We start from the raw sequence: 23,899 nt of genomic DNA on the forward strand, positions 1-23,899 counted from the left end.
GATCATACGCTCCGGGTCGCCACCGCCGGCGGCACCGCGGCCGCGCGCCGCGCCGGCCCCAGCACCGCCAGCTGGCCCAGCAGCCACAGCGCCAGCGCGCCCACCGGCAGGTACACCAGGGGCAGCCTGGGCAGCTCGTAGCGTCCCATCAGCAGCTGGTTGATGCCGAAGGCCAGCAGCATGCCGATCACGATGCCGATCGTCGCCAGGATGAAGTTCTCGGTCTGGAAATAGCGCAGGATCTGGCCGCGGGTCGCGCCCAGCGCCCGGCGGATGCCGATCTGCTTGCTGCGCTGCTGCACCCAGAAGCTGGCCAGGCCGACGATGCCGAGCGCGGTGATCAGCAGCAGCGCCACGCAGACGATGCCCAGCAGCCAGACCATCGAGCGCTGCTGCTGGTAGTACGCGTCGCGCAGCTCGCGGAAGGTCTTGGTGTTGTCCTCGATGATGATCCGCTTGGGGCCGTTGGCGCGCAGGGCCTTGCTGGCGCTCTCGAGGATCTCCTGGCGCCGCTCGGGCGCGGTGCGGACGATGTACTGGCCGCCGAGGTCGTAGTTGGCGCGCACCGGCATGACCAGCGAGTACTGGCTGCCTTCCGGACCGCCCATGCTGCCGGGCCGGATCAGGTGCGCGACGACGCCGATGATGCTGACCGGCTTGTCGCCCCAGACGTAGATCGGCTTGCCCAGCGGGTCCTGGCCGGGGAACAGCCGTTCGGCCAGGGTCCGGGTGACCACGACGCCGGGGATGGTGACCTCCTGCTCCGGATCGCTCAGGGCATCGTTGGGGATGAGTTCGTCAGGGGTGAAGTAGCGGCCCGCCACCAGCTCGATGCCGAAAGTGTCGAGGAAGTGGTCGTCGCCCATGTAGGTCGTCGCCACGACGGTCGGCTGCTGCTGTTCCGGCTGCAGGTTCACGCCCGAGTTCCAGGACGAGTTCACGAACGGCACCTGGTTGGTGGTGGTCGCACCCTGCACGCCGGGCAGGCTGCGCAGCATCTGCAGGTCGGAGCGCGTCTGGGCCGCCGCGTCGGCGTCGTTGCCCACGGGGATGATCTGGATGCGCACCAGCTCGTCGACCGCGATCCCGCTGGGCTGGCGCATCTGGGTCAGGCGCTCGCCGACCATGAACAGCGCGTTGCAGATGATGGCGCAGGTCAGCGCGATCTCGAGGACGATCAGCGCGGCGGCGGTCTTGTGCCGCAGCAGGGTGGAAAGGATCGGTCGGATGTCCATCAGGCGTTCCTCGGGGTCACTGCGACTTGAGCTGGATCGCGGGCGTCACTTCCATGGCGCGCCACGCGGGGAGGAGGCCGGCGATGATGCTGGCGGCCACGGCAAGCACGAAGGTCAACAGCAGCATCGGCAGGTCCAGGTGCGCGAGCTCGGCATAGCTCGACGGCTGCTGCCGCACCGCCCACAGCCCCAGCAGGGCCATGCCCAGGCCGAGGATGCCGCCGGCCAGGCCGACGGCGCCGGCCTCGACCAGGCACTGCTTGAAGATCTCGGTGCGCGAGGCGCCGAGCGCGCGGCGCACGCCGATCTCGCCGCTGCGGCGCAGGAACTTGGCCAGCAGCAGGCCCACGGTGTTGAGCAGGCAGACCAGCAGGAAGCCGAAGCCGAGCCAGAGCTGCATCATCACGTCGCGCGGCACCACGCGGTTGAACTCCAGCCACTCCATGACGCTGCGCAGGCGCACGTTGGGCGCGCGCTCGAAACGGCCGGCGGCCTTCTGCTGCGCCGAGTAGTTGTCGAGGTAGGCCTTGTAGTCGGCGGCCTGCGACGCGTCCTCGAGTTCGACCCAGTACTGGATCCAGACGCAGGGTGCGTTGAGCGCGGTCTCGTCGGCGGAGTCGCCCCAGCAGTCCATGCTGCCGCTGCGCCCGAAGTCGAGCTGGCGCGAGGTGGAGAACGGCAGGAAGACGTCCTCGAGCTCGCCGTAGCGGTCGGTGTTCATGTCGTAGAAGCGAGGCGTCGGCCGCCAGTCCTCGAGCACGCCGGCGATGCGGAACTCTCCGCCGCCGATCACCAGCGAGCGGCCGACGCTGTTGGCGCCGCCGAACACGCGGTCGTTGAGCGACTTCGAGATCACCGCCACGCGCGCGTTGGCCACGTCGTCGGCCGCGCTCCAGCCGGTGCCGTGGAGGAAGGGCGCGGCGAACATCGGAAAGAAGTCCGCGGTGGCGTAGCGCGCATCCGAATAGAACGGCGGCAGGTCGGCCTTGTCGGGCGTGATCGACACCGCGCCGCCGGTCATCATCGCCTGGCGCAGGCCGCGCTTCTCCTGCAGCAGGGTCTCGGCGTCGAAGCGCGTCACCTGCGCCGACGGCTCCTCGCCCGGCGTGAACCCACGCAGCGAGGCGGGGTCGAGCTGCACGTAGAACAGGCGGTCGCTCTTCTCCGGGATCGGATCCCCGGACAGCACCCGGAACACGGTGAGCGTGGTCATGCAGGCACCGATGCCGAGCGCGATCGCCAGCACCATCAGCGCGGTCAGCACCTTGTTGCGGCGGAAGCTGCGCAGGGCGAGCCTGGAGTAGTAGGCGAGCATGGGATGCTCCTCAGGCGCCGGAGGCGGCGCGGGTGCGGGATTCGGCCTCGATGCGGCCCGCGCGCGACGCCCGGGTCAGGCTCGGCTCGACCGACAGGTCGGTGGCCATGCCATCGACGATGTGGACGTTGCGGTGCGCGCGCGCGGCCAGCTCGGGGTCGTGGGTGACCATCACGATGGTCGTGCCCTGCTGGTTGATGTCCTCGAGCAGCTCGAGGACGCTGCGCGCCATCTGCGTGTCGAGGTTGCCGGTGGGTTCGTCGGCGAGCAGCAGGCGCGGGCTGCCGGCGATGGCGCGCGCGATCGCGGCGCGCTGCTGCTGGCCGCCCGAGAGCTCGGCCGGGAAGTGCTTCATGCGCGAGCCCAGGCCGACCATGCCCAGCGCGTCCTCGATGCGCAGCTTGCGCTCGTTGGCGGGCATGCCGCGATAGCGCAACGGCACGTCGACGTTGTCGAACAGGTTGAGGTCCGGGATCAGGTTGAAGCCCTGGAAGATGAAGCCGATCTTCTGGTTGCGCAGGCGGCTGCGCTGGTTGTCGGACAGCCCGCGCACGTCCTCGCCGTCGAGGTGGAACTCGCCGCCGGTGAAGGTCTCCAGCAGGCCCGCGATGTTGAGGAAGGTCGTCTTGCCCGAGCCCGACGGCCCGGTGACGGCGACGAACTCGCCTTCGCCGACGCGGAGGTCGAGCGAACGCAGCGCGTGCGTCTCGACCAGTTCGGTGCGGTAGACCTTGGTGACCTGGCGCATGTCCAGCATGGCGTTGCTTCCCTGTGCGGTGGTGGCGGTGGCGTCCATCAGTCGACCTGGAACCGGGCGGGCAGGGACGAGGACGGGAGGTAGGGGCGCGGCGCGCGCGCGCGGTGCGCGTCGCCGTTGGCGGGGGACGCGATCGAGGCGTCGTTGCGGTCGAGCTCGAAGTGGTAGAGCTCGCTCAGGCGTCGCGGGACCGCGTCGGCCAGCTGGAAGGAATCCCAGTGGACGACGTGGGGGAATCCGTGGGTGGCTTGCATGGTCATTCTCCGGAGATGCGGACGCGGTCCGCCTGCTGGAACTGGTCGCTGCCCGACACGACGATGCGTTCGCCGGCCTGCAGCCCCGACACGATCTCGACCGCGGACAGGCTCGAGGCACCGGCCTGGATCGGCCGCCGCTGGGCACTGCCGCCGGCGACGACGTAGGCGAAGTTGCCGCCCTCCTGCTCGAGGAAGGGGCCACGCTCGACCATCAGCACGTCCTGGCGGGTGTCCAGTACGATGCGCGCCGACAGCCGCTGGTTCTGCCGCAGTCCCGGCGGCTGGTTGCCGTCGGCGAAGCGCAAGCGGGCGTTGACCTCGCCGTTGACGACTTCCGGCGACACCGCCGAGATCTCGGCCGGCCACTGCTTGCCGACGCTGGCCACCTGGGCCGGCATGCCGATGCCGAGGTCGCGGGCGAAGCTCTCGGGCACCTTGATCTCGACCTCGAACTGCGACAGGTCGACCACGCCCAGCACCGGCGCGTTGGCCGCGACGTTGGTGCCCTGGGCGATCTGCACCTGGCCGACCTGGCCGTCGAAGGGCGCGCGCAGGGTCAACGCGTCGACCTGGCGGCGCAGCTCCTCGACCACCGCCGCCTGGCGTTCGGCCAGGAGGCGCTTGTTGCTGGCGTCGATGCCGGCGCCCTGGCCCTGGAGGGCGAAATCCTGGCGTGCCGAGGCGACGCCGATCTCGGCCTTCTTCAATCCGTCGAGCGCGCGGTCGTAGTCGTTGCGCGAGACCGCGCCGCCCTCGAAGGCGCGCTTGTAGCGCTCCACGTCGCGCCCGGCGGCCACTTCGTCGATCAGAGCCTGGTCGAGCAGCTTCTGCGCGTCGGAGCGGGTGAGGCGCGCGTCGAGCATGGCGCGGTTGGCCTCGCCCTGCAGGCTGGCCAGGGTCGACTCCTCCTGCACCAGGCGGCTGCGCAGCTCGGGGCTGTCGATCACCGCCAGCTCCTGGCCCTTCTCCACCGCGTCGCCGGCCACCACCTTCAGGGTCACCGTGCCGCCGGCGATGGCGTACAGGGTCGGGCTGTTGGCGGCGATCACGCGGCCGTCGGCGGAAATGTCCCGGACCAGGTCGCCGCGGACCACTTCGGCGATGCGGATGCGCGAATCGTCGTAGGACCGGCCACCGCTGCTCCAGCCCACCGCGACCCAGGCCGCGAGCCCGAGCACCACGGCCGCACCGAGGCCGGCCACGATCCGCGGATCGCGCAGGCGGCGGCGCGCGGGCGGCGCCGAAGCCGGGGAGCGGTCCTGGGCGGAGGTGTCGCGGATGCGGGCGCGGCTTGTTTCCATGGGGTGTCCGGATGCGGTCGGGTCAAGGGTTCCGACCTGTAGTACGCAAGCCGCGTGCCAACCACAAGCCATTGAAATGAAAGGTTTTGGTGGGAGTGTCCGGGTGTCCGCCCGGACACCGCGCCTGTCCGCCCGGACGGCCCCGCGGGCTTTCGCCGTTACACTGTGTCGTCCCCAACCAAGGCGTCCTATAGACATGTGCGGCATCGTCGGTGCGATCGCGGATCGCGATGTGGTTCCGGTCCTGATCGAAGGACTCAAGCGTCTCGAATACCGCGGCTACGATTCCGCCGGCATCGCCGTCATCGACGGCACGGACATCCGCCGCGTGCGCCGCACCGGGCGCGTGGCCGAGATGGAGGGCGCGGCCGGCAGCGAGGGCTTCGCGGCCACGCTGGGCATCGGCCACACGCGCTGGGCGACCCATGGCGGCGTCACCGAGTCCAACGCGCACCCGCACGTCAGCCACGGCGTCGCGCTGGTGCACAACGGCATCATCGAAAACCACGAGGAGCAGCGCGAGCGCCTGAAGGGACTCGGCTACGCCTTCGAGTCGCAGACCGACACCGAGGTCATCGCGCACCTGATCCACCACTACCTGCAGGACGGCGACGACCTGCTGGCCGCGCTGCAGCGCACGGTCAAGGAACTGCACGGCGCCTATGCGCTGGCGGTGGTGAGCCGCAAGGAGCCCGACCGCATGGTGGTGGCGCGCATGGGCTGCCCGCTGCTGGTTGGCCTGGGCGAGGGCGAGAACTTCGTCGCCTCCGACGTGTCGGCGATCCTGCAGGCCACGCGCCGGGTGATCTTCCTCGAAGAAGGCGACACCGCCGAGATCACCCGCGGCGCGGTGCGCATCTTCGGCGCCGACGACCAGCCGGTGCTGCGCGAGGAGCACCTGTCCGACGTCTCGCTGTCGTCGCTGGAGCTGGGGCCCTACCGCCACTTCATGCAGAAGGAGATCCACGAGCAGCCGCGCGCGCTGGGCGACACGATGGAAGCGATCATCGACGCCGGCGGCTTCGAGCCGACCCTGTTCGGGGCGGACGGCGACGCGGTGCTGGGCCAGGTCGAAGGCGTGCAGATCCTCGCCTGCGGCACCAGTTTCTATGCGGGCTCCGTGGCCCGCTACTGGATCGAGGCGATCAGCGGGCTGCCCTGCAGCGTCGAGATCGCCAGCGAATACCGTTACCGCACCGCGGTGGCCAACCCGAAGCACCTGATCGTGACGATCTCGCAGTCGGGCGAAACCCTCGACACGATGGAGGCGCTGAAGTACGCCAAGTCACTGGGCCACGACCTCACGCTCTCGATCTGCAACGTGCTGGAAAGCGCGATCCCGCGCGCCAGCCGGCTGGTGTTCTACACCCGCGCCGGCGCCGAGATCGGCGTCGCCTCGACCAAGGCCTTCACCACCCAGCTGGTCGGCCTGTTCGCGCTCGCGGCGACGCTGGCCAAGCTCAATGGCCGCCTGCCGGAAGCGCAGGAAGCCGAATACATCGAGGCCCTGCGCCACCTGCCGGGCAGCGTGCAGCACGCGCTGAACCTCGAGCCGCAGATCGCGATGTGGGCCGAGCACTTCACGCCCAAGGAACACGCGCTGTTCCTGGGCCGCGGCGTGCACTACCCGATCGCGCTGGAAGGCGCGCTCAAGCTCAAGGAAATCTCCTACATCCACGCCGAGGCCTATCCGGCCGGCGAGCTCAAGCACGGCCCGCTGGCCCTGGTCGACGACGACATGCCGGTGGTGGTGATCGCGCCCAACGACAGCCTGCTGGAAAAGGTGAAGTCGAACATGCAGGAAGTCCGCGCCCGCGGCGGCGAGCTGTTCGTGTTCACCGACGCCGACAGCAACTTCAGCGAGAGCGAGGGCGTGCACGTGATCCGCACCGAGCGCCACGTCGGCGTGCTGAGCCCGATCGTGCACACCATCCCGGTGCAGATGCTGGCCTACCACGTGGCGCTGGCCCGCGGCACCGACGTCGACAAGCCGCGCAACCTCGCCAAGAGCGTGACCGTCGAATAGCCCGGCGCCGCGCCGCCGCGCTCCGGTTCAGCCCAGCGGCTGCACGGAGGCGGGCCGGCCCTCCGCATCCAGCGCGATCATGGTGAAGCGGCCCCGCGTGCACGGCACGCGGTGGCCGGTGAGCAGGTCTTCCGCCACCAGGGCCACGTCCACCTGCATCGAGCTGCGGCCGACCTCGACGACGGTGGCGGTGATGTCCACCAGCTGGCCCTGGCGGATCGGCAGGCGGAAATCCACCTGGTCCGAGCGCGCGGTCACGACCGTGCGCCGCGCGTAGCGCGAGGCGGCGATGAAGGCGGCCTTGTCCATCCAGGCCAGTGCCTGGCCGCCGAACAGGGTGCCCAGGTGGTTGGCGTGGTCAGGGAAGACCATCTCCTGCAGGCGCGCCTCGGTGGGTGCGGGGAGTGCGTGGTCGCTCATGCCGGCACCGGCGCCCAGGCTGAAGCGGTCGCCGCTGCGAGCTGCGCGGGCGACTGGAAACCGGGCAGGCGCGTGGCTTCCGCGCCGTCGCGATGGATCGACAGCGTGGGTGTCTGCCGCAGGCCCATCGCCCGGAAGCAGGCCTCGCCGACCACCTCCAGCCGGACCTTGAGCAGCACCAGTCCCCGGGCCTCCGGGGTGGTCGCGAAGACCGCGAGTGAGCGGTCGAGCATCCTGCACCCGGGGCAGTCGTCTTTGTACCAGTCGACCAGCAGGCGGGGATGGGCGGCGATGGCGGTGTCGACGTCGTCAGCCGACGTGGCGTGCAGGATCTTCATGGGGCGGGAGGCCTTCGGTCTGGAGGAAAGGTCTGTTGTCGGCGGCGATGGTCGCGGCCATCGCGATGACCAGGTCGGTCCAGGCGTCGATCCGGGCGGCGTCGCGCTGGCCGTGGGGCATCTGCTCGATCTCCAGCCGCGGGAACGGGCTGGCGAAGAACGCGGCCATCCGCCGCACGGCGCCGCAGTAGTACTCGGCGCCCCACTGGGTCTCGCCGGTGCCGAACGCCGCCACCCGCGGCGGCTTGCCGACAGCGTCCACGAGCCCGGCGATGAACCGCTTCATCTCCGGCGGCGTGCGGCCGCCGTTGCCGGTCCAGGCGCCGAGCAGGTACAGGTCGTGGTGGGGGTCCGCTCCGGCCGCCGCGATATCCTCGAGGTCGGTCTCGATCCAGGTGACGCGGTGGCCCCGTGCCTCGCAGCGCGCGCGCACGCGGCGGGCGAGGTCGCGGGTATTGCCGCTCAGCGAGGCATGGGCGACGAGGATGCGCATGCTCAGAGATCGTCGAAGCCGTTGTCGGCGTTGGTCTTCTTGTACGACGCGTTGCGCATCTCGAAGAAGTCGGTCTTGGTTTCGGTGAAGTTGTCGGCGTAGGCGCGGATCCACGGCATCACGTTGTCGGTGGCGTCGGGGTACATGCGCTCGATGCCCAGCATCCCGGCCATCTTGTTGGCGCGGTACTGCACGTAGCGGATCATCTCGTCCACGTTGATGCCGTCGATGCCGTCCAGGACCTCGCCGGTCCATTGCACCTCGAGTTCGATCGCATGGGCGAAGGCGCGGTGCACGTAGTCGGTCAGTTCGTCGGTCTGCAGCTCCGGGTTCTCGCCGACGATGGCGCGGATCACCTCGCTGATGAACTTGGTGTGGGCCAGCTCGTCCCGGTTGATGAAGCTGATGATCTTGCCGGTGCCGGCCATCCGGTTCTGGCGCACCAGGTTGTAGAAATAGGCGAAGCCGGAATAGAAGTTGATGCCTTCGAGGATCGACGACTGGATCAGCGCGCGCAGCAGCGTCTCCGCCGTCTTCTCGCGCATGAAGTCGTCGTAGGCGTCCATGATCGGCGCGTTGCGCCTGCGGATCGTCGGATGCGTCCGGGCGATCTCGAAGATCCGCTTCTGGTTGTTGAGGTCGGTGATCGATGCCAGGACGTAGCTGTAGCTTTCGTTGTGGATCACCTCCTGCTGGCCGATGATCGCCGCGTTGGCGTGCGCGGCCGGGTCGGTGATGTACTCGGCCACGTTGTAGATGAAGCGCGTCTGCGGCGAGTCGAGCGTGGCCAGCAGGCCGATGATCGAGTCGTACGCGTTCTTCTCCCGCGCCGAGAGCTCGCCGTACTGGCGCGCGTCGGCCTTCATGTCGACCTCGTCCGGGATCCAGAAGTTGGTCGAAAGCTCCTTGTAGGCGCGATAGAACGACGGATAGGGAATGTCGTTCCAGTTGAGGATCCCGCTGGTGCGGCCGTTGATGATCCCGGTCGACCGGTTCGGATGGCGCGGCTCGAGGATCCGGATGCGCTCGAGCGGCGTGGACGTCCTGGGTGCGGCAACAGCGTTCATGGTGCTTCCTTCCGGCCATCGCGACCGGCTGCATGGAGAAAAACCCCCTGAGTCAGGGGGCGCCGAAGGCGCGGGGTGTGGGGGCAAAGGTGGTGCAGGGTCCACGGTTCGCCATGCGAACCGCGGAGGCGAAGCGCGAGCGCGCCTAGCTGCTGCACCATTCGCACTCCGCGATATCGATGTCGTTCGAGCGGACGTAATAGGTGGTCTTCAGGCCTTCGCGCCACGCGGTCATGTGCAGCTCGAGCAGGGTCGAGGCGCGGATGCCCGACGGCACGTAGAAGTTGAAGCTGATCGCCTGGTCGACATGGCGCTGGCGCCGCGCGTTCTGGCGGACGCTTGCGAACTGGTCGACCCGGTAGGCGCCCTTCTCGTAGTAGGGCCAGGTGTCGAGCGACAGGCCGGGCGCGGCGACGGGCCGACGGTAGTCCTTCTTTTCCTCGTAGTAGAACGCGGAGTAGACCGGGTCGATCGAGGCCGTGCTGCCCGCGATCTGGGCCGTCGACATGTTCGGTGCCACCGCCATCAGCCAGCCGTTGCGCAGCCCGTGTGTCGCCACCTGGGCGGCCAGCTCCAGCCACTGCGGGCTGGTGTAGCCGCGATCGCGGAAGTAGTGCCCGGTCTGCCAGTCGCTGCCCTGGAACACCGGGTAGGCCCCCTTCTCCCGCGCCAGGGCCATCGACGCCTGCACGGTCAGGAAGTTGATGCGTTCGTACACCGCGTCGCTGAAGTCCTCGGCCTCGGCCGAATCCCAGTGGAGGCCCTTCTGCGCCAGCAGATGGTGCCAGCCGAAGGTCCCAAGGCCGATGGCCCGGTACTTCCGGTTGGTGATCGTCGCCTGCGGCACAGGCAGCTGGTTGAGATCGATCACGTTGTCGAGCATGCGCACCTGGATCGGTACCAGGCGCTCCAGCACGTCGGTGATCAGGTCGCCCTGGTCGTCCTGCGGCAGGATGGCGCGCCCGAGGTTGATCGACGACAGGTTGCAGACCACGAAGTCGCCGGCCTGCTTCGTGGTGACGATCTGGGTGCCGCTGATGATTTCCTGCATGAGCCGTGTCGGACTCATGTTCTGCAGGATCTCGGTGCACAGGTTGGACGAGTACACCATCCCGGCATGCTTGTTGGGATTCCTGCGGTTGACCTCGTCGCGGTAGAACATGAAGGGGTTGCCGGTCTCCAGCTGGCTCACCATCAGCCGCTTGAAGATGTCGATGGCCTTGACCGTCCGGCGGCTGATGCGCTCGTCGGCGACCACTTCCGCATACCGCTGGCGGAACGTGCCGTCGCCGCGCGTCTCGTCGTAGCTGTCCTGCAGGTACCAGCCCTTGATGCGATGGACCTCGTGGGGATCGAACAGGTACCAGTCGCCGCGGCGCTCGACGGCCTCCATGAAAATGTCCGGGATGCAGACGGCGGTGAACACGTCGTGCGCGCGCAGGCGCTGGTCGCCGTTGTTCAGCCGCAGGTCGAGGAAGGCCTCGATGTCGCGGTGCCAGGCGTCGAGATACACGGCCACCGCGCCTTTCCGCTGGCCCAGCTGGTCGACGGATACCGCCGTGTTGTTGAGCTGCTTGATCCAGGGCACCACGCCGCCGGAGGAATTGGGCACGCCGCGGATCGCGGACCCGGACGCGCGCACGTAGCCCATGTAGGCGCCCACGCCGCCGCCGCCCTTGGACACGCGCGCGACGTCGGTATTGGAGTCGTAGATGCCCTGCAGCGAGTCGTCCACGGTGTCGATGAAGCAGCTCGACAGCTGGCCGCCGTTCTTGCCGGCGTTCTGCAGCGTCGGCGTTGCGACGGTCATGTAGAGGTTCGACAGCGCCCAGTAGGCCTCGCCCACCAGCTGCATGCGGCGCTCGCGCGGCGCTTCGGCCTGCATCAGGTACAGCGCGATCGTCAGCCAGCGCTCCTGCGGCAGTTCGTAGACCGCGCGCGAGACATCGGTGGCGAGGTAGCGCGTGGCCAGCAGGTAGAGCCCGTTGTAGGTGAACAGCCGGTCGCGCGACGGGTCGATCATGCGTCCGGCCTCTTCCAGCTCGTCCTTGGAATAGGCGCGCAGGATGTCGTTCGAGTACACGTTGCGATCGGCCAGGCTCTCCTGCAGGCCGATGTAGGACCCGTACTGGTCGGCTGCGTCGTAGAACCGGTTGCGGGCGGCCTGCTTGTAGAGCCGGCGCAGGTACAGGCGCGCCGCGAACATCTCCCACTCCGGTGCGTCCACGTCCACCCGCGCTTCGGCCTCGCGGATCAGGTGGTCCACCAGGTCATCGGCGTTCACCGCCTGCTTGCCCTCGACGAAGCCGCAGACCGCGGCCGTGTAGCCGGCGACGTCAAGCTGCGGGCACTCCGCGTGGACGCGGCCGATGGCCCGCTCCAGGCGCGACCGGTCGTAGGGAAGGCGGCGGTTCCCCGCCTCCTTGGTGATCCAGGTCGAGACGCCATCGGCGGCGTGGTGCGCGGCGCTGGGGGCAGGGTCCGGGGCCAGGCCGGTCGGGGTGATGGTGGCGCTGTCGTCGCTGCCCATGGGGCCTCCAGTGGAATGCGCACGCCGCCTGTCCCCTGCAGGGCGGATCCAGGGCACGGGCGCGCGCCGACGCCGTGGCGTCGTCGCGGCCTCGCCCCCTCGGGCGGGTGGAGTCGTCAGGGTGGACAGGCGGCGTCGCAGCGGCGGCGACGGACCTCCCGGCATTGGGAGGCCCGCGCGCATGCGTCGCCAGCCATCTCCCCCCGGAGATTCCGCAGCCGGCACCGCGCGGCGTGCATTGCGCGCGGCTGTCGGCAGGTCTTCGGGCTCATGGGCACGGAGGCGCGTGGCCTCCACCTTGCCCGCCGCTTCCCGGGGCCGTGGCGGCTCCAGTGCTGTATGGCGGGGTCGTTCCCAGTTACCGCTGCGGGGCAGCGCCGGACTGGCCGATCCTGTTCGGAACGGCGTCACCGGCTTCCCTTTTCATCCGGCAGGTAGCGCCTGCCGGAACCGACGGGCACAACATATCGGGGTGATGCCGACGCGTCAACGCCATATGTTCGATGTGCCGGCTGGCCGGGCGCGCCCTTGCGCCGGTCCCGCGCGCGGCGACCTGCCCAGGCCAAGGGGTTAAAATAGGCGTTTTGGCCATCCGCATGCATCCCGACCCGACCCGCGCGCCCATCTCCGGCGCCGCCCTCGCCAGGCTGAGCGCCCGGCTGGCGGGCCAGGCGTGCCCGGCCCCGCCGAAGACGGCGCCAGCCGACGTGCTCGGCGACTGGCTGGACTGGCAGCGCGCGGTCGCCCTGTCGCGCGCGCTCGATGACGATCCGGCCGCGGACGACGCCCCCGCGGCGACCTGGGAGCTGCCACGTCCGCAACCCGCGGCGCCGCCGGCCAGCCTGCCGTGCGCTGAGGCGACGGATGCCGGCCTCGAGGCCGAAAGCCGCGCAGCGCGTGACGCCCTGGAGGCTGCGATCCTCGAGGACAGCCGCGACTGGACCCGACCGCTGCACCCGCGGGCGGGTGGCGACGGCAGCGCGGACGCCGGCGCGGTCGCGATCCGGCAGCATTGCCAGGGCCTGCAGCGTGACCTGCAGGCGACCACCGGCCGCTTGCGCGGCGAGCTGCGCGAGCGTCTCGCGCAGCGCGGCGGTGGCGCGGCGCGCCTGGCGGCGGCGGATGCGGTGATGGAAGGCGTGCTTGCGCCGCGCGAGCACGCGCTGCTGGCGCCGCTGGTGCCATCGCTGGTGGTGCGGTTCGAACAACTGCATGCACGCGCAGCCGCCGCCGATTCAGATGCCGGCGGCCAGGCGCCGCTGCCCTGGCGCGACCACTTCCGTGCCGAGGCGCGCCAGGTGCTCTTGGCGGAGCTCGACCTCCGCTTCCAACCCATCGAAGCCCTGCTGGCGGCGCTTCGCACTTCAAGTCCGAGCGCATGAACAGACCTTTGCTGAAACCCGCCGTCTTCGCCCTCGGCCTGCTGGTGGTGGCCTGGATCGGCGCCGGCTACGTCGGCAGCCACACGCTGGCGCTGCTGGTGACCGTGCTGATCGCCGGGCTGTACGCCGCCGGCGGCGTCGAGCTGCACCGCTACGGCCGCGCCACCGCAGGCCTGGCTGCCGCGCTCGAGGCGCCGCCCGGGCCGGAGGCCTTCGTCGCATGGCTCGAACGCCTGGACCCGTCGCTGCGCAGTGCGGTGCGGCAGCGCATCGAAGGCGGGCAGGCGCCGCTGCCGGCGCCCGCGCTGGCGCCCTACCTGGTCGGCATGCTGGTGCTGCTGGGCATGCTCGGGACCCTGCTGGGCATGCTGGTCACGCTGCGTGGCACGGGCCTGGCCCTGCAGTCGGCCAGCGACCTGCAGGCGGTGCGCGGTGCGCTGGCGGCCCCGGTGGAGGGCCTGGGCGTCGCGTTCGGCACGTCGATCGCGGGCGTGGCCGCCTCGGCGGCACTGGGCCTGCTTGCGGCGCTGGTCCGTCGCGAGCGCGCCGCCACGGTGCGCGTGCTCGATGCGGTTGCCGCCGACGGCCTGCGCGTGCACACGCGTGCCCACCAGCGCGATGAGTCGCTGCGGCTGATGGCCCTGCAGGCCGAGGCGGTGCCGACCCTGGTCGAGCGCATGGACGCGATGATGTTGGCGCTGGAACGCCAGTCCGAGGCGGCGCATGCGCGCCAGGTGGCCCAGCAGGACGCGTTCCACGGCGCGTCGAGCCAGGCGTGGGAGCGGCTCGCCGCGCGCCTGTCGGAGGCGCTCGAACAGGGCGCGGCCGCCAGCGCGCGCGCAGCGGCCGAGGCGGTGCAGCCGGCGGTCGCCACCGCCATGGAGACCGTGGCCCGCGAGGCGGTGCAGCTCAACGGCCGCGTGGCCGACGCCGTGGAGCGCCAGCTGGCTTCCGTGGGCGAAGGACTGGCGGCCAATGCCGCCGCGGCCAGTGCGCTGTGGGAGCGCGCGCTGGCCGCGCAGGCGGCCTCGCAGCAGGCCCTGGGCGAGACCCTCCGCGGCACGCTGGATGCCACAGGCGACCGCTTCGCCGCCCGCAGCAGCCAGCTGGTGGACAGCGTCGCCAATCGCCTGGGAGCCGCCACGCAGCAGATCGGCACCGGATGGAGCGAGGCCCTGGCCGCGCAGCAGGCGCAGCACGATGCGTTGGCCCGACATCACCGCGAGGCACTGGCCGCCCAGCAGCTGCAGCACGACGCCATGGCGGAGCGTCAGCGCGCCGCACTTGATGCCGCCGGCGAAGCCATCGCGGCCCAGGCCGCCACCTTGCTCTCCGAGCTGCAATCCGCGCATGCGCGCCAGCAGTCGGCGCTGGAATCCGCGCACGCGCTGCAGCAGTCCACACTCGCGGGGCAGGACGCCGAACGCTTCGCCGCCTGGCGCGCCGAGCTTGAAGCGATGGCCGAAGCACAGCGCGAGCAGTTGGTGCAGGCCGCCGAAGCCGCCGCCCTGCAGCAGGCCTCGGTAGCCGATGCGCTGGCCCGGGCCGCCGCCGACATTGGCGCGCAGTCGCAGGCGCACGCCGCCGCCACCATCGCCGAGATCTCCACCCTGGTCGAAGCCGCCTCCGAAGCGCCGCGCGCGGCCGCCGAGGTGGTGGCCGAGCTGCGCCAGAAGCTCTCCGACAGCATGGTCCGCGATACGGCGATGCTCTCCGAGCGCACGCAACTGATGCAGACGCTAGCGACCCTGCTCGAAGCCGTGAACCACGCCTCCACCGAGCAGCGCGGCGCGATCGATGCCCTGGTGTCGACCACGTCGGGCCTGCTGGAGACGGCCGGTGCGCGCTTCGACGCCCGCGTGGACGCGGGCACCGGTGCCATCGAAGCCGCAGTGCGCCGCGTCGACGCCAATGCCGAAGGTGTGTCGCGCCTGGGCGAGGCACTCGGTGGCGCGGTCGAGCAGTTCGGCGAGCGCAACGCTCAGCTCGTGGAGCGGCTGGACGCCATCGCCGCGGCGCTCGAGGCCGCCGGCACCCGCGGCGACGAACAGCTCGCGTACTACGTCGCCCAGGCCCGCGAGCTGGTCGACCTGAGCGTGCTCGCGCAGCAGCAGGTCATCGGCGAGCTGCGCCAGCTGCCGGGCGCGACGGCGTGAGTCACGAACTCGAGGTTGATCACGACGGCGGCGCGCCGGTGTGGGCGGCGTTCGGCGACCTGATGTCGGTGCTGCTCGGCGTGTTCGTGCTGATCCTGGTCGGCGTGATCGGCGCGCAGCTGCACCTGGAAGCGAAGCTGGCGGACGAGGTCGCGCAGCGCGAGGCCGAGCAGCAGCGCCGCGAAGCGCTGGAGCAGGCCCTGGCCGGGCCGCTCGCCGCGGGCCGCGTGACCCTGGTCGACGGCCGCATCGGCATCAGCGGCAGCGTGCTGTTCGCGCTGAACTCCGACCGGCTGCAGCCGGAGGGGGAGGCGCTGCTGGAGACGCTGGCCGGACCGCTGGCCGGCTTCCTGGCCGCGCGCGACGAGATCCTGATGGTCAGCGGCTTCACCGACGACCGTCCGGTGCACGGCGGCAACCGCCGCTTCGCCGACAACCTGGAGCTGTCCGCGCAGCGCGCGCTCACCGTCACCCGCGCGCTGGTGGCGCAGGGCGTGCCGGCCTCGTCGGTGTTCGCCGCGGCCTTCGGCGCCGAGCAGCCGGTGGCGAGCAACGACGATGCCGGAGGCCGCGCGCGCAACAGGCGCGTGGAGATGGCGCCGATGCCGCGACCGCGGCAGGCCGGGGTGTCGGCACCCGCGCCGGCAGCTGAAGGTGTGGCCCCGGCCACCGGGGCACCGTAGCCATGGACGACGGAGCGAAACCACCGTCGGCGATCGGCGGGCTGCTCGATGCACTGTCGGATTGGCGGCAGGCGCGCGAGGCCGATGCCGCCGTCACCGGATTGCCGCGCGCGGCGCAGTGGCCGGAACTGCCGGCCCTCACCGGCGTCCACGCCCTGGCGGGCGCACTGCGCAACCGCGAGCACATCCGCCGCTCACTGGCGCCGGCACCGGCGGATACCGGACCACTGAACTCGCGCGCGCTGGTCCTGCGCATGTTCCGCCTGATGCATGCGCAGTCGCCGGACTACCTGCGCCACTTCACCGCCTATGTCGACGCACTGGCCGCGCTGCAGGCGCTGCAACAGGCGCCCGCTGTGCCGGCGGACGCCGCATACGGAAGCGCCGGCACGAGGCCGGCGCGGAAACGGGCGAAGCCGCGGCCGGCACGGAAGGCGGTGCGCCCTCCGGCCGGCGGGCCGGACGCCGGCTAGCGCTGCGCGCCCGGGACGGTGCCCGGGGCGACAGGCGCATCGCCGCCTTCGGCACTGGCACCGGCTTCGGCATCCGCAGCGGTATCGGCCGGAACGGCGGAGCCCTCCACCGCGCCCGCCGGCGCCACCGCCGGACCGCCCACGCGCGAGACGCGCCAGATGATGTTGGCTAGGTCGTCGGCGATGATCACCGCGCCGCGCGGATCCACGGTCACGCCCACCGGACGGCCGCGGGTGGTGCCGTCGTCATCGCGGAAACCGGTGGCGAAGTCGATCGGGTCTCCGGCCGGACGGCCGTTGCGGAACGGCACGAACACCACCTTATAGCCGGACGGGTCCGGGCGGTTCCAGCTGCCGTGCATGCCGACAAACGCGCCGTCGGCGAATTCCGGGCCCATCACCGGGCTGGAGAAGTCGACGCCCAGCGAGGCCACGTGCGCGCCCAGGCTGTAGTCGGGCGTGATCGAGGCGGCGACCTTTTCCGGGTTCTCGGGCTTCACGCGGGTGTCGACGTGGTTGCCCCAGTAGGCCCAGGGCCAGCCGTAGAAGCCGCCGTCGCGTACCGACGTGAGGTAGTCCGGCACGAGGTCGGGACCGATCTCGTCGCGCTCGTTGACCACGGCCCAGAGCTGGCCGCTGCCCGGCTGGATCGCCAGCGCGGTGGGGTTGCGCAGGCCGGTCGCGTAGGGGCGGTGCATGCCCGTGGCGACGTCGATCTCCCAGACCATCGCCCGGTCCTGCTCGGCGGTCATGCCGCGCTCGGTGATGTTGCTGTTGGAGCCGATGCCGACGTACAGGAAGCGGCCGTCGGCGCTGGCCGCCATCGCCTTGGTCCAGTGGTGGTTGATGTCCGACGGCAGCAGGGTCAGCACCTCGGGTTCGGCGGCGCTGGCCTGGGTCATGCCCGGCTGGTAGTCGAAGCGCACCACCGCGTCCTGGTTGGCCACGTACAGGTCGTTGCCGACCAGGGCCATGCCGTAGGGCGCGTTGAGGTTCTCGGCGAACACCGTCTGCACTTCGTACTCGCCGTTGCCGTCGGCGTCGCGCAGCAGGGTCAGGCGGTTGCCGCTCTTCACCCCGGTGGTGCCGGCGGCCTTGATCGGGCCGGCGATCACGTCCTTGGGCTTGAGCTTGGGCGCGTTGCCGCCGCGGCCTTCCGCCACCAGGATGTCGCCGTTGGGCAGCACCAGGGTCTGGCGCGGGATGCCCAGGCCGGTGGCGATGGCGCGCACCTCGAAGCCCTCGGGCACCACCGGCAGCTGATCGCCCCACTCGGACGGGTCGGCGATCACCATCTGCGGCAGCAGGCCGCGCTTGGGCTCGGGCAGGTCGACGTCGGTGCCGTACTGCATCGGGCCCGGATCGGGGTTGCAGGCGGCAAGGACCATGGCCGACGTGGCGATGGCAAGCAGGCTCAGGCGCTTCATGCAACACCTCCGATACGCGGGGCACTGGCCGCGAACCAGGTCGCGACGATGGCAAGGACCACGGTGATCACCGACAGCACGAGGCCGCCGGGCATGCTGGCCCAGGCGTCGCGCGCGTGCATCAGCGCGTTGAAGAAGCCGACGATCCAGGTCGCCAGCAGCAGCACGAAGTGGATCAGCGAGCCGCGGGTCCGGCGCGAGGGCGCGAGGCCGATCAGCGCGCAGACCAGGGCCGCGCCCGCGACCACCAGGCCGCCGGCGATCAGCCAGGACGCGAAGTTGTTCCACTGGATCTCGTAGGTGCGGAAGTAGCCGATGTCGCTGAGCAGGCCGCCGAGGAACAGGGTGAGTGCACCGCCGAGGAGCAGCGCATGGACGGGATGGAAAGCCGGTGCATACCGGCGCGGGACGGTCGAGACCATGTCGGTCCTCCGGAAGGACGCCGCAGGGCGTCGGATGGGGGGCGGGTTGCGGATGCAAACCGGGTGCGGCCATCGTAAGCCACGCGACCTTCACGGCCGCGTGCAGGGCCCGGGACGCTGCGTTCCCGACGCTCCGGACCGCGCCGCGGCTTACGCCCCCGGCGGATCCGCGGGCAGCGGCTGGCCCGGCGCCCAGTCCCGGCCCTGCAGGTCGTCGAGCAGCGCCACCACCCGCGCGCGGCTGGCGCTGCCGTGCACCGGCAGGACCAGGCTGTCGCCCGCGCGCGCATCGGCCAGGATCATGCGCGCCGCGGCGACCTCGTCCAGGCACTCGGCGATGGCGTGGGCGGGTATGCCGCTGGCGAGCAGGGCCGCGCGCAGCACGCCGGGGACCGCGCCGCTGGCGCGCCCGCGCATGTAGGCCCCGTCCATGTCCTTGAGCACGATGCGCTCCGGGGCGAAGGCCGCCGCGGTGGCGGCCAGCTCGGCGATGGCGGCGTCGCTACGGTTGCCGGCCTGTCCCAGCAGCAGGTGCAGGCGGCCGGGCCCGACGTGGGCGCGCCGCACCAGCTCCAGCAGGTGCTGCAGCCCGTCGGGATTGTGCGCGTAGTCGACCCAGGCCTGGATGCCGCCGCCCAGGGTCCAGCGCTGCAGGCGCCCGGGGTTGTCGCCGTGCGCGCGGCCGAAGCGGCCGAGCACGGTGGCGATGGTCTCCGCGCCGATGCCCAGGCGACTGGCGGCCAGCGCGGCGCCGGCGCAGTTCTGCACGTTGTGGGCGGCCAGCCCGCCGAGGGTCAGCGGCATGTCGGACAGGGCACCGAGGTCGTGCGAACGGGTCCCGTCGAACAGCAGCAGCCGGCCCTCGCGCACGCCGCAGCTGCCGCGTCCGTCGGCGCGGGCCTGGCGCAGCAGCGGATGGTCGTCGTCGCAGGAGAACCAGGCGAGCTGGGCCGGGACCGAGTCCGCGTGCCGCCGCAGCAGGGCGTTGTCGGCGTTGAGCACCACCGTGCCATCGGCGGCGATCGCACGCGCCACGGTCAGCTTGACCTGGGCCAGGCCGTCGAGGTCGTGGATGCCGTACTCGCCGAAATGATCGGGGCTGACGTTGGTGACCAAGGCGACGTCGGCGCGCTCGACGCCCAGGCCGCGGCGCAGCATGCCGCCGCGCGCGGTCTCGAGGATCGCTGCCTGCGCCTGCCGGTGGCGCAGCAGCGCGCGCGCGCCGCCCGGACCGGAGTAGTCGCCTTCCTCGATCAGGCCACCGTCGAGGTACAGGCCGTCGGTGCAGCTGTTGGCGGTGTGCCAGCCGTGGGCCATCGCGATCGCGGTCAGCAGGCGGACGCTGGTGGTCTTGCCGTTGGATCCGGTGACCAGCGCCACCGGGATGGCGTGGAGCGCCTCCCACGGCACCTCGTCGGGCGCTGGCAGGCTGGTGTTGTCCCAGGTCCTGCTGCCGCTGCCCATGCCGATCGACAGCTGTTCGTCGTCGAGCAGCAGCGGCAGCGCGTGCACCATCGCCGCTTCGTGCAGCGCGGCCAGGCGCGGCAGCTGCTCCGCGGCCGCGACCGCGCGCAGGATGCGCAGGGCCGCCTCCCCGTCGCCGACGGGCGCGTGGCCCGGCTGCAGCGCGGGCTCGCCGGTCTCGAGGCCGGCGTCGGCCAGCGCGGACAGCCAGGCCCACTCGTTGACCTCGGTGGCGGCATACAGCGCATCGGCGGGCGCGGTGAAGGCCAGGCTCGCGCCGGTGGCATGTTCACGCGCGAGGGTCGGCCCTTCCGGCCAGTCCAGCGCGGCGCGTGCGCGGGCGATGGCGTGGCGCCAGGCGTCGAGCAGCGCGGGCGCGACCGGTGCGCCGATGCCGGTCTCCAGCACCGCGCCGGTGCCGGCGAAATAGAGGTTGGGCCCGGTCAGGCGGCGCGAGTCGTCGAACGGCGGCGGGGTGCTCATGGTCGCGGCCGGAGTCAGTCGCTGTCCTCGTCCGGCGCGAACACCAGGCCGCGCTCCTCGCGCACCAGGCCTTCGAACTCGAACGCCGGCACGGCGTCGGCGCCGGGCAGCGGCGGCGGCAGCACCGCCCTGGGCGATGCCTCGGCGGTGCCCTCCGGCCGGAACTTGGTGATCTGCTTCCAGGAGCGCGCCAGCGCATCGGCGAAGACCAGCAGCAGGTCGCCGGGCGCGCCCATGCGCAGGCCGGCGTCGATCGCCGCCTGTTCGTCGGGGATGACCGAGATCGCGTCGTCGGCGACCCCGGCTTCGCGCAGCGCTCGGGCGATGATGTTGGGCACCTCGTCGCCGTCGCGGCCTCGCAGCCCGTCGTCGCGCCGGCAGATGTAGTGGTCGAAGCGGCCAGCGACGGCATTGGCGATCGCCACGATGTCCTCGTCGCGGCGGTCGCCGGGGCCGGCCACCACCACGATGCGCCGGCCTTCCACGTCCAGCCGCTGCGCGAGGTCGGCCATCACCCCGACCGCGTGCGCGTTGTGCGCATAGTCGAACAGCACCTTGAACGGGTGCTCGTTGAACACGTTCATCCGGCCCGGGGCCTGGAAGAAGGTGGTGTCGAAGGTGCGCAGGCCGTGGCGGATGTCATCGAGCCGGATGCCCATCGCGAAGGCCATCGATGCGGCGAACATCGCGTTCTGCACGTTGTGCAGCGCCCGGCCCTCCAGCGTCGCAGGCACCAGGTGGGTCCACATCAGCGGGATGTGGCTGCCCTTGTCGTAGAGCGTGATCATGTGCCCGTTGACGCCTTCTTCCAGCGCGCAGGCGCGGCCGCCGGCGCGCACGTGCTCGCGTACCAGCGGGTGGCCCGGATTCATGGTCACGTAGCAGATGGTGCGCGCCTTGGTATAGCCCGACATCCGCAGCACGTTGGGATCATCGGCGTTGAGCACGGCGCACCCGGTGGCCACCTCGACCACGATGCGCTTGATCTCGGCCAGCTGTTCCAGGGTGTCGATGCCCTTGAGCCCCAGGTGGTCGGACTGGACGTTGATCACCGCGCCTACGTCGACCTCGGTCACGCCCATGCCCGCGCGCAGCAGGCCGCCGCGCGCGGTCTCGAGCACCGCCAGGTCGATGGTCGGATCGCGCAGCACCATGCGCGCGGACACCGGCCCGGTCATGTCGCCCTCGACCGTGCGCTGGCCGTCGATGTAGACGCCGTCGGTGGTGGTCAGGCCCGGCGTGTGGCCGGCCATCTTGGCGATGTGCGCCAGCATGCGCGCGGTGGTGGTCTTGCCGTTGGTGCCGGTCACCGCGGCGATCGGCACGCGCGCGGGCGAGCCCGGCGGGAACAGCATGTCGATCACCGGGCCGGCGGCATCGCGCGCGGTGCCCTCGCTGGGCGCCACGTGCATGCGGAAGCCGGGCGCGGCGTTGACCTCGCAGATCGCGCCGCCGATGCGGCGATGGCTTTCCGAGATGTCCGGGGTGATGAAGTCCACCCCGCCCACGTCCAGGCCGATCGCGCGCACCGCGCGCACCGCCATCTCGCGGTTGTCGGGATGGATGCTGTCGGTGACGTCGGTCGCGGTGCCGCCGGTCGACAGGTTGGCGGTCGAGCGCAGGTAGACGACTTCGCCGTCCTTCGGTACTGAATCCTCGTCGTAGCCGACGCGCGCCATCATCAGCGCCGCCTCGCGGTCGAGTTCGATGCGGGTCAGCACCTTCTCGTGGCCGACGCCGCGGCGCGGGTCGCGGTTGACCTCGTCGAGCAGCGCGGCGACGGTGCTGCGGCCATCGCCGACCACGTGCCCGGGCGTGCGCCGCGTGGCCGCGACCAGCTGGCCGTCGACCACCAGCAGGCGGTGGTCGTCGCCGGGCTGGAAGGTCTCGACGATCACCGAGCGCGAATGCTCCTGCGCGGCGACGAAGGCGGCGCGGATCTCGTCGTCGCCGGTGATGTCGATGGTGATGCCACGGCCGTGGTTGCCGTTGTACGGCTTGAGCACCACCGGGCCGCCCAGCCGGCGCGCGGCCTTCAGCGCGTCGGTCTGGCTGGTCACCAGCACCTGCCGCGGCACCGGCAGGCCGAGCGAGCCGAGGATCTTGTTGGTCTCTTCCTTGTCGCTGGCCAGCTCCACCGCGATGTGCGGCGTGCGCCCGGTGACCGTGGCCTGGATGCGCTGCTGGTAGCGGCCGTGGCCGAACTGCACCAGCGAGCGCTCGTTGAGCCTGAGCCACGGAATCCCGCGTTCCTCGGCCGCGCGCACCAGCGAGGCGGTGGACGGCCCGAGCGCGCGGCGCTGCGCATAGCGGATGAAACCGTCGCGCGCCTCCTCCCAGGCCCAGTCGTCGGGCACGCTGCCGGCGGGACGCAGCGACTCCGGCAGCAGCGACGCGACCAGGCGCATCGCCAGCTCACCGGCCGCGATGCCTTCCTCGCGCTGGGTGTATTCGTAGACCACGGTGTAGACGCCGGGCCGGTCGTCCACGCTGCGGGTCTTGCCGAAGGTGACGTCCTCGCCGGCGATGTTCTGCAGTTCGATCGCCACGTGCTCGAGCACGTGCCCCAGCCACGTGCCCTCGTCCTCGCGCATGCGGCGCACGAAGCCGCCGGGTTCGCGATAGGAGCAGCCGTGCTCGGCCAGTCCGGGCAGCGCCGCGACCAGGCCGTCGATGAAGCCGCGACCCAGGCGCGCGGTGGGCCACTGTTCCAGCTCGCCCAGGTCGAGCAGCAGCCGGATCACCGGGAAGTGCGCATGCAGGGACGGGCCAACATAGACGGAGCGTTCGAGGATGCGCATGCAGGTTGTGTCCCTGGGTCAGGTCTTTCGGGTGGCGAGTCGTCCGGCGGACGCGCGCCGCGTGTGCAGGTTGAAGGTGGCCCCGGCGATGAGGATGTGCACGCCCAGGCCGAGCATGCACACCGGCTCGTCCTCGTCGGCGTGGGCCATCGAGGAGAACTGCAGGTCGTGGGCATCGACCACGGTCACCGCGCCGCTGCCTTCGACCTCCAGCGTGTCGTCGGGCGAGATGAAGGCCGCGGTGTCCTCGTCCAGGCCGATGCCGATCGCGAACGGGTTGTAGGCCAGCGCGGCGGTCAGGCGGCCGAGGCGGTCGCGCTGGCGGAAATGCTGGTCGATGATGAAGCGGTTGGTCAGCCCCAGCCCGGGCGCGAGGCGCACGCTGCTGGCCCTGGGCGACGAGCCCTCCTTGCCGAACGCGATCATGTGCTCGCTGAGGATCCCGGCGCCGGCGCTGGTGCCGGCCACGGTGACGCCGCGGGCGTTGGCCGAACGCACCGTGCGCGCGATATCGGTGCCGCCGAGGATCGTCGACAGCCGCAGCTGGTTGCCGCCGGTGAAGAAGATGCCGCTGGCTTCGGCCAGGCGCCGCACGCGGTTTGGTTCCTGCGCGTCGCGGCGGGTGTCGAAATCCATCACCTCGACCTCGGCCACGCCCATCTCGCGGAACAGCGCCTCGTAGTTGAGCCCGCTGTCCTTGAGTCGGCTGGCGGTCGGGATCACCACGATGTCGGCGTCATCGCCGCCGCTGAGTTCGACGAAGCGCGACAGGATGCGCGGGTTGGTGTCCTTGTCCTCGGCACCGCCGATCGGGATGATCCAGCCGCGTTGCTCCCCGTTGACGGGTTTGCTTGGCATCAATGGCTCCG

20 protein-coding genes and 1 riboswitch are annotated in these 23,899 nt (G+C 71.1%); of the genes, 5 read left to right on the plus strand and 15 right to left on the minus strand.

The genetic code is table 11. From position 1 onward, the window contains the following. Window positions 1-2: 2 nt before the first annotated feature. From JGR68_RS01670 to JGR68_RS01690, 5 genes are read right to left on the minus strand one after another with little or no spacing between them, the layout of a single operon-like run. A complete protein-coding gene (locus JGR68_RS01670; RefSeq protein WP_199360104.1) occupies window positions 3-1,235 on the minus strand; it encodes an FtsX-like permease family protein in 1,233 nt (410 codons plus the stop codon). 16 nt (window positions 1,236-1,251) lie between these two features. After that, window positions 1,252-2,550, minus strand: coding sequence for an ABC transporter permease (locus JGR68_RS01675; RefSeq protein WP_199360105.1), 1,299 nt, complete (start codon window positions 2,548-2,550; stop codon window positions 1,252-1,254). Between the two features lie 10 nt (window positions 2,551-2,560). Beyond that, window positions 2,561-3,307 carry an ABC transporter ATP-binding protein gene (locus JGR68_RS01680; protein ID WP_199360851.1) on the minus strand — a complete coding sequence of 249 codons (747 nt, stop codon included), beginning with the start codon at window positions 3,305-3,307 and terminating at the stop codon, window positions 2,561-2,563. A 38-nt stretch (window positions 3,308-3,345) separates the two neighbouring features. Then, complete coding sequence (locus JGR68_RS01685) at window positions 3,346-3,561, minus strand: hypothetical protein (RefSeq protein ID WP_199360106.1); 216 nt, start codon at window positions 3,559-3,561, stop codon at window positions 3,346-3,348. 2 nt (window positions 3,562-3,563) lie between these two features. Beyond that, entirely contained in the window at window positions 3,564-4,865 is a 1,302-nt protein-coding gene (locus JGR68_RS01690) for an efflux RND transporter periplasmic adaptor subunit (RefSeq protein WP_199360107.1), read from the minus strand. Between the two features lie 196 nt (window positions 4,866-5,061). Between JGR68_RS01690 and glmS the strand changes: the two genes are divergently transcribed. Beyond that, window positions 5,062-6,891, plus strand: coding sequence for a glutamine--fructose-6-phosphate transaminase (isomerizing) (gene glmS / locus JGR68_RS01695; protein WP_199360108.1), 1,830 nt, complete (start codon window positions 5,062-5,064; stop codon window positions 6,889-6,891). Window positions 6,892-6,918: 27 nt separating this feature from the next. Here glmS and JGR68_RS01700 read toward each other — a convergent pair whose 3' ends face one another. The 5 genes from JGR68_RS01700 to JGR68_RS01720 form a co-directional block, all read right to left on the minus strand. Continuing rightward, a complete protein-coding gene (locus JGR68_RS01700) occupies window positions 6,919-7,311 on the minus strand; it encodes an acyl-CoA thioesterase (protein ID WP_199360109.1) in 393 nt (130 codons plus the stop codon). Next, window positions 7,308-7,649, minus strand: coding sequence for a thioredoxin family protein (locus JGR68_RS01705; RefSeq protein WP_199360110.1), 342 nt, complete (start codon window positions 7,647-7,649; stop codon window positions 7,308-7,310). Before JGR68_RS01705 ends, JGR68_RS01700 begins: the two co-directional genes overlap by 4 nt. After that, window positions 7,621-8,142 carry a flavodoxin gene (locus tag JGR68_RS01710; RefSeq protein ID WP_199360111.1) on the minus strand — a complete coding sequence of 174 codons (522 nt, stop codon included), beginning with the start codon at window positions 8,140-8,142 and terminating at the stop codon, window positions 7,621-7,623. The genes JGR68_RS01705 and JGR68_RS01710 overlap by 29 nt, the downstream gene beginning before the upstream one ends. Window positions 8,143-8,144: 2 nt before the next feature. Next, window positions 8,145-9,209: a ribonucleotide-diphosphate reductase subunit beta gene (locus tag JGR68_RS01715; RefSeq protein WP_199360112.1), complete on the minus strand. Its 1,065-nt coding sequence runs from the start codon at window positions 9,207-9,209 to the stop codon at window positions 8,145-8,147. Window positions 9,210-9,354: 145 nt separating this feature from the next. Beyond that, window positions 9,355-11,739 (minus strand): ribonucleoside-diphosphate reductase subunit alpha, encoded by a 2,385-nt coding sequence (locus JGR68_RS01720; RefSeq protein ID WP_199360113.1) that lies wholly within the window; start codon window positions 11,737-11,739, stop codon window positions 9,355-9,357. Between the two features lie 235 nt (window positions 11,740-11,974). Next, a riboswitch (cobalamin riboswitch) is annotated at window positions 11,975-12,209 on the minus strand. A 126-nt stretch (window positions 12,210-12,335) separates the two neighbouring features. On the opposite strand from JGR68_RS01720, the gene JGR68_RS01725 reads away from it, so the two are divergent. From JGR68_RS01725 to JGR68_RS01740, 4 genes are read left to right on the plus strand one after another with little or no spacing between them, the layout of a single operon-like run. Then, the gene (locus JGR68_RS01725) at window positions 12,336-13,121 is read left to right on the plus strand and encodes a DUF3348 family protein (RefSeq protein ID WP_199360853.1); all 786 of its coding nucleotides are present in this window, start codon (window positions 12,336-12,338) and stop codon (window positions 13,119-13,121) included. Next, window positions 13,118-15,277: a DUF802 domain-containing protein gene (locus JGR68_RS01730; RefSeq protein WP_199360114.1), complete on the plus strand. Its 2,160-nt coding sequence runs from the start codon at window positions 13,118-13,120 to the stop codon at window positions 15,275-15,277. Before JGR68_RS01725 ends, JGR68_RS01730 begins: the two co-directional genes overlap by 4 nt. Further along, a complete protein-coding gene (locus tag JGR68_RS01735; protein WP_199360115.1) occupies window positions 15,274-15,960 on the plus strand; it encodes an OmpA family protein in 687 nt (228 codons plus the stop codon). The genes JGR68_RS01730 and JGR68_RS01735 overlap by 4 nt, the downstream gene beginning before the upstream one ends. Window positions 15,961-15,962: 2 nt before the next feature. Next, window positions 15,963-16,433, plus strand: coding sequence for a DUF2894 domain-containing protein (locus JGR68_RS01740; protein WP_199360116.1), 471 nt, complete (start codon window positions 15,963-15,965; stop codon window positions 16,431-16,433). On the opposite strand, the gene JGR68_RS01745 is transcribed toward JGR68_RS01740, so the two are convergent. From JGR68_RS01745 to JGR68_RS01765, 5 genes are all read right to left on the minus strand, one after another. Beyond that, window positions 16,430-17,860, minus strand: coding sequence for a sorbosone dehydrogenase family protein (locus JGR68_RS01745; RefSeq protein WP_199360117.1), 1,431 nt, complete (start codon window positions 17,858-17,860; stop codon window positions 16,430-16,432). The two genes, JGR68_RS01740 and JGR68_RS01745, sit on opposite strands and share 4 nt — an antisense overlap. Beyond that, window positions 17,857-18,282: a DUF2231 domain-containing protein gene (locus JGR68_RS01750; RefSeq protein ID WP_199360118.1), complete on the minus strand. Its 426-nt coding sequence runs from the start codon at window positions 18,280-18,282 to the stop codon at window positions 17,857-17,859. Before JGR68_RS01750 ends, JGR68_RS01745 begins: the two co-directional genes overlap by 4 nt. Window positions 18,283-18,432: 150 nt before the next feature. After that, window positions 18,433-20,229: a Mur ligase family protein gene (locus JGR68_RS01755; protein ID WP_199360119.1), complete on the minus strand. Its 1,797-nt coding sequence runs from the start codon at window positions 20,227-20,229 to the stop codon at window positions 18,433-18,435. A 14-nt stretch (window positions 20,230-20,243) separates the two neighbouring features. Further along, window positions 20,244-23,030 (minus strand): cyanophycin synthetase, encoded by a 2,787-nt coding sequence (gene cphA, locus JGR68_RS01760; protein WP_199360120.1) that lies wholly within the window; start codon window positions 23,028-23,030, stop codon window positions 20,244-20,246. A gap of 18 nt (window positions 23,031-23,048) precedes the next feature. Further along, window positions 23,049-23,888 (minus strand): cyanophycinase, encoded by an 840-nt coding sequence (locus JGR68_RS01765; protein WP_199360121.1) that lies wholly within the window; start codon window positions 23,886-23,888, stop codon window positions 23,049-23,051. Window positions 23,889-23,899: the final 11 nt, after the last annotated feature.

Origin of the sequence: Luteimonas sp. MC1750, from assembly GCF_016615955.1 — a bacterium.
Taxonomy (GTDB): Bacteria; Pseudomonadota; Gammaproteobacteria; order Xanthomonadales; family Xanthomonadaceae; genus Luteimonas.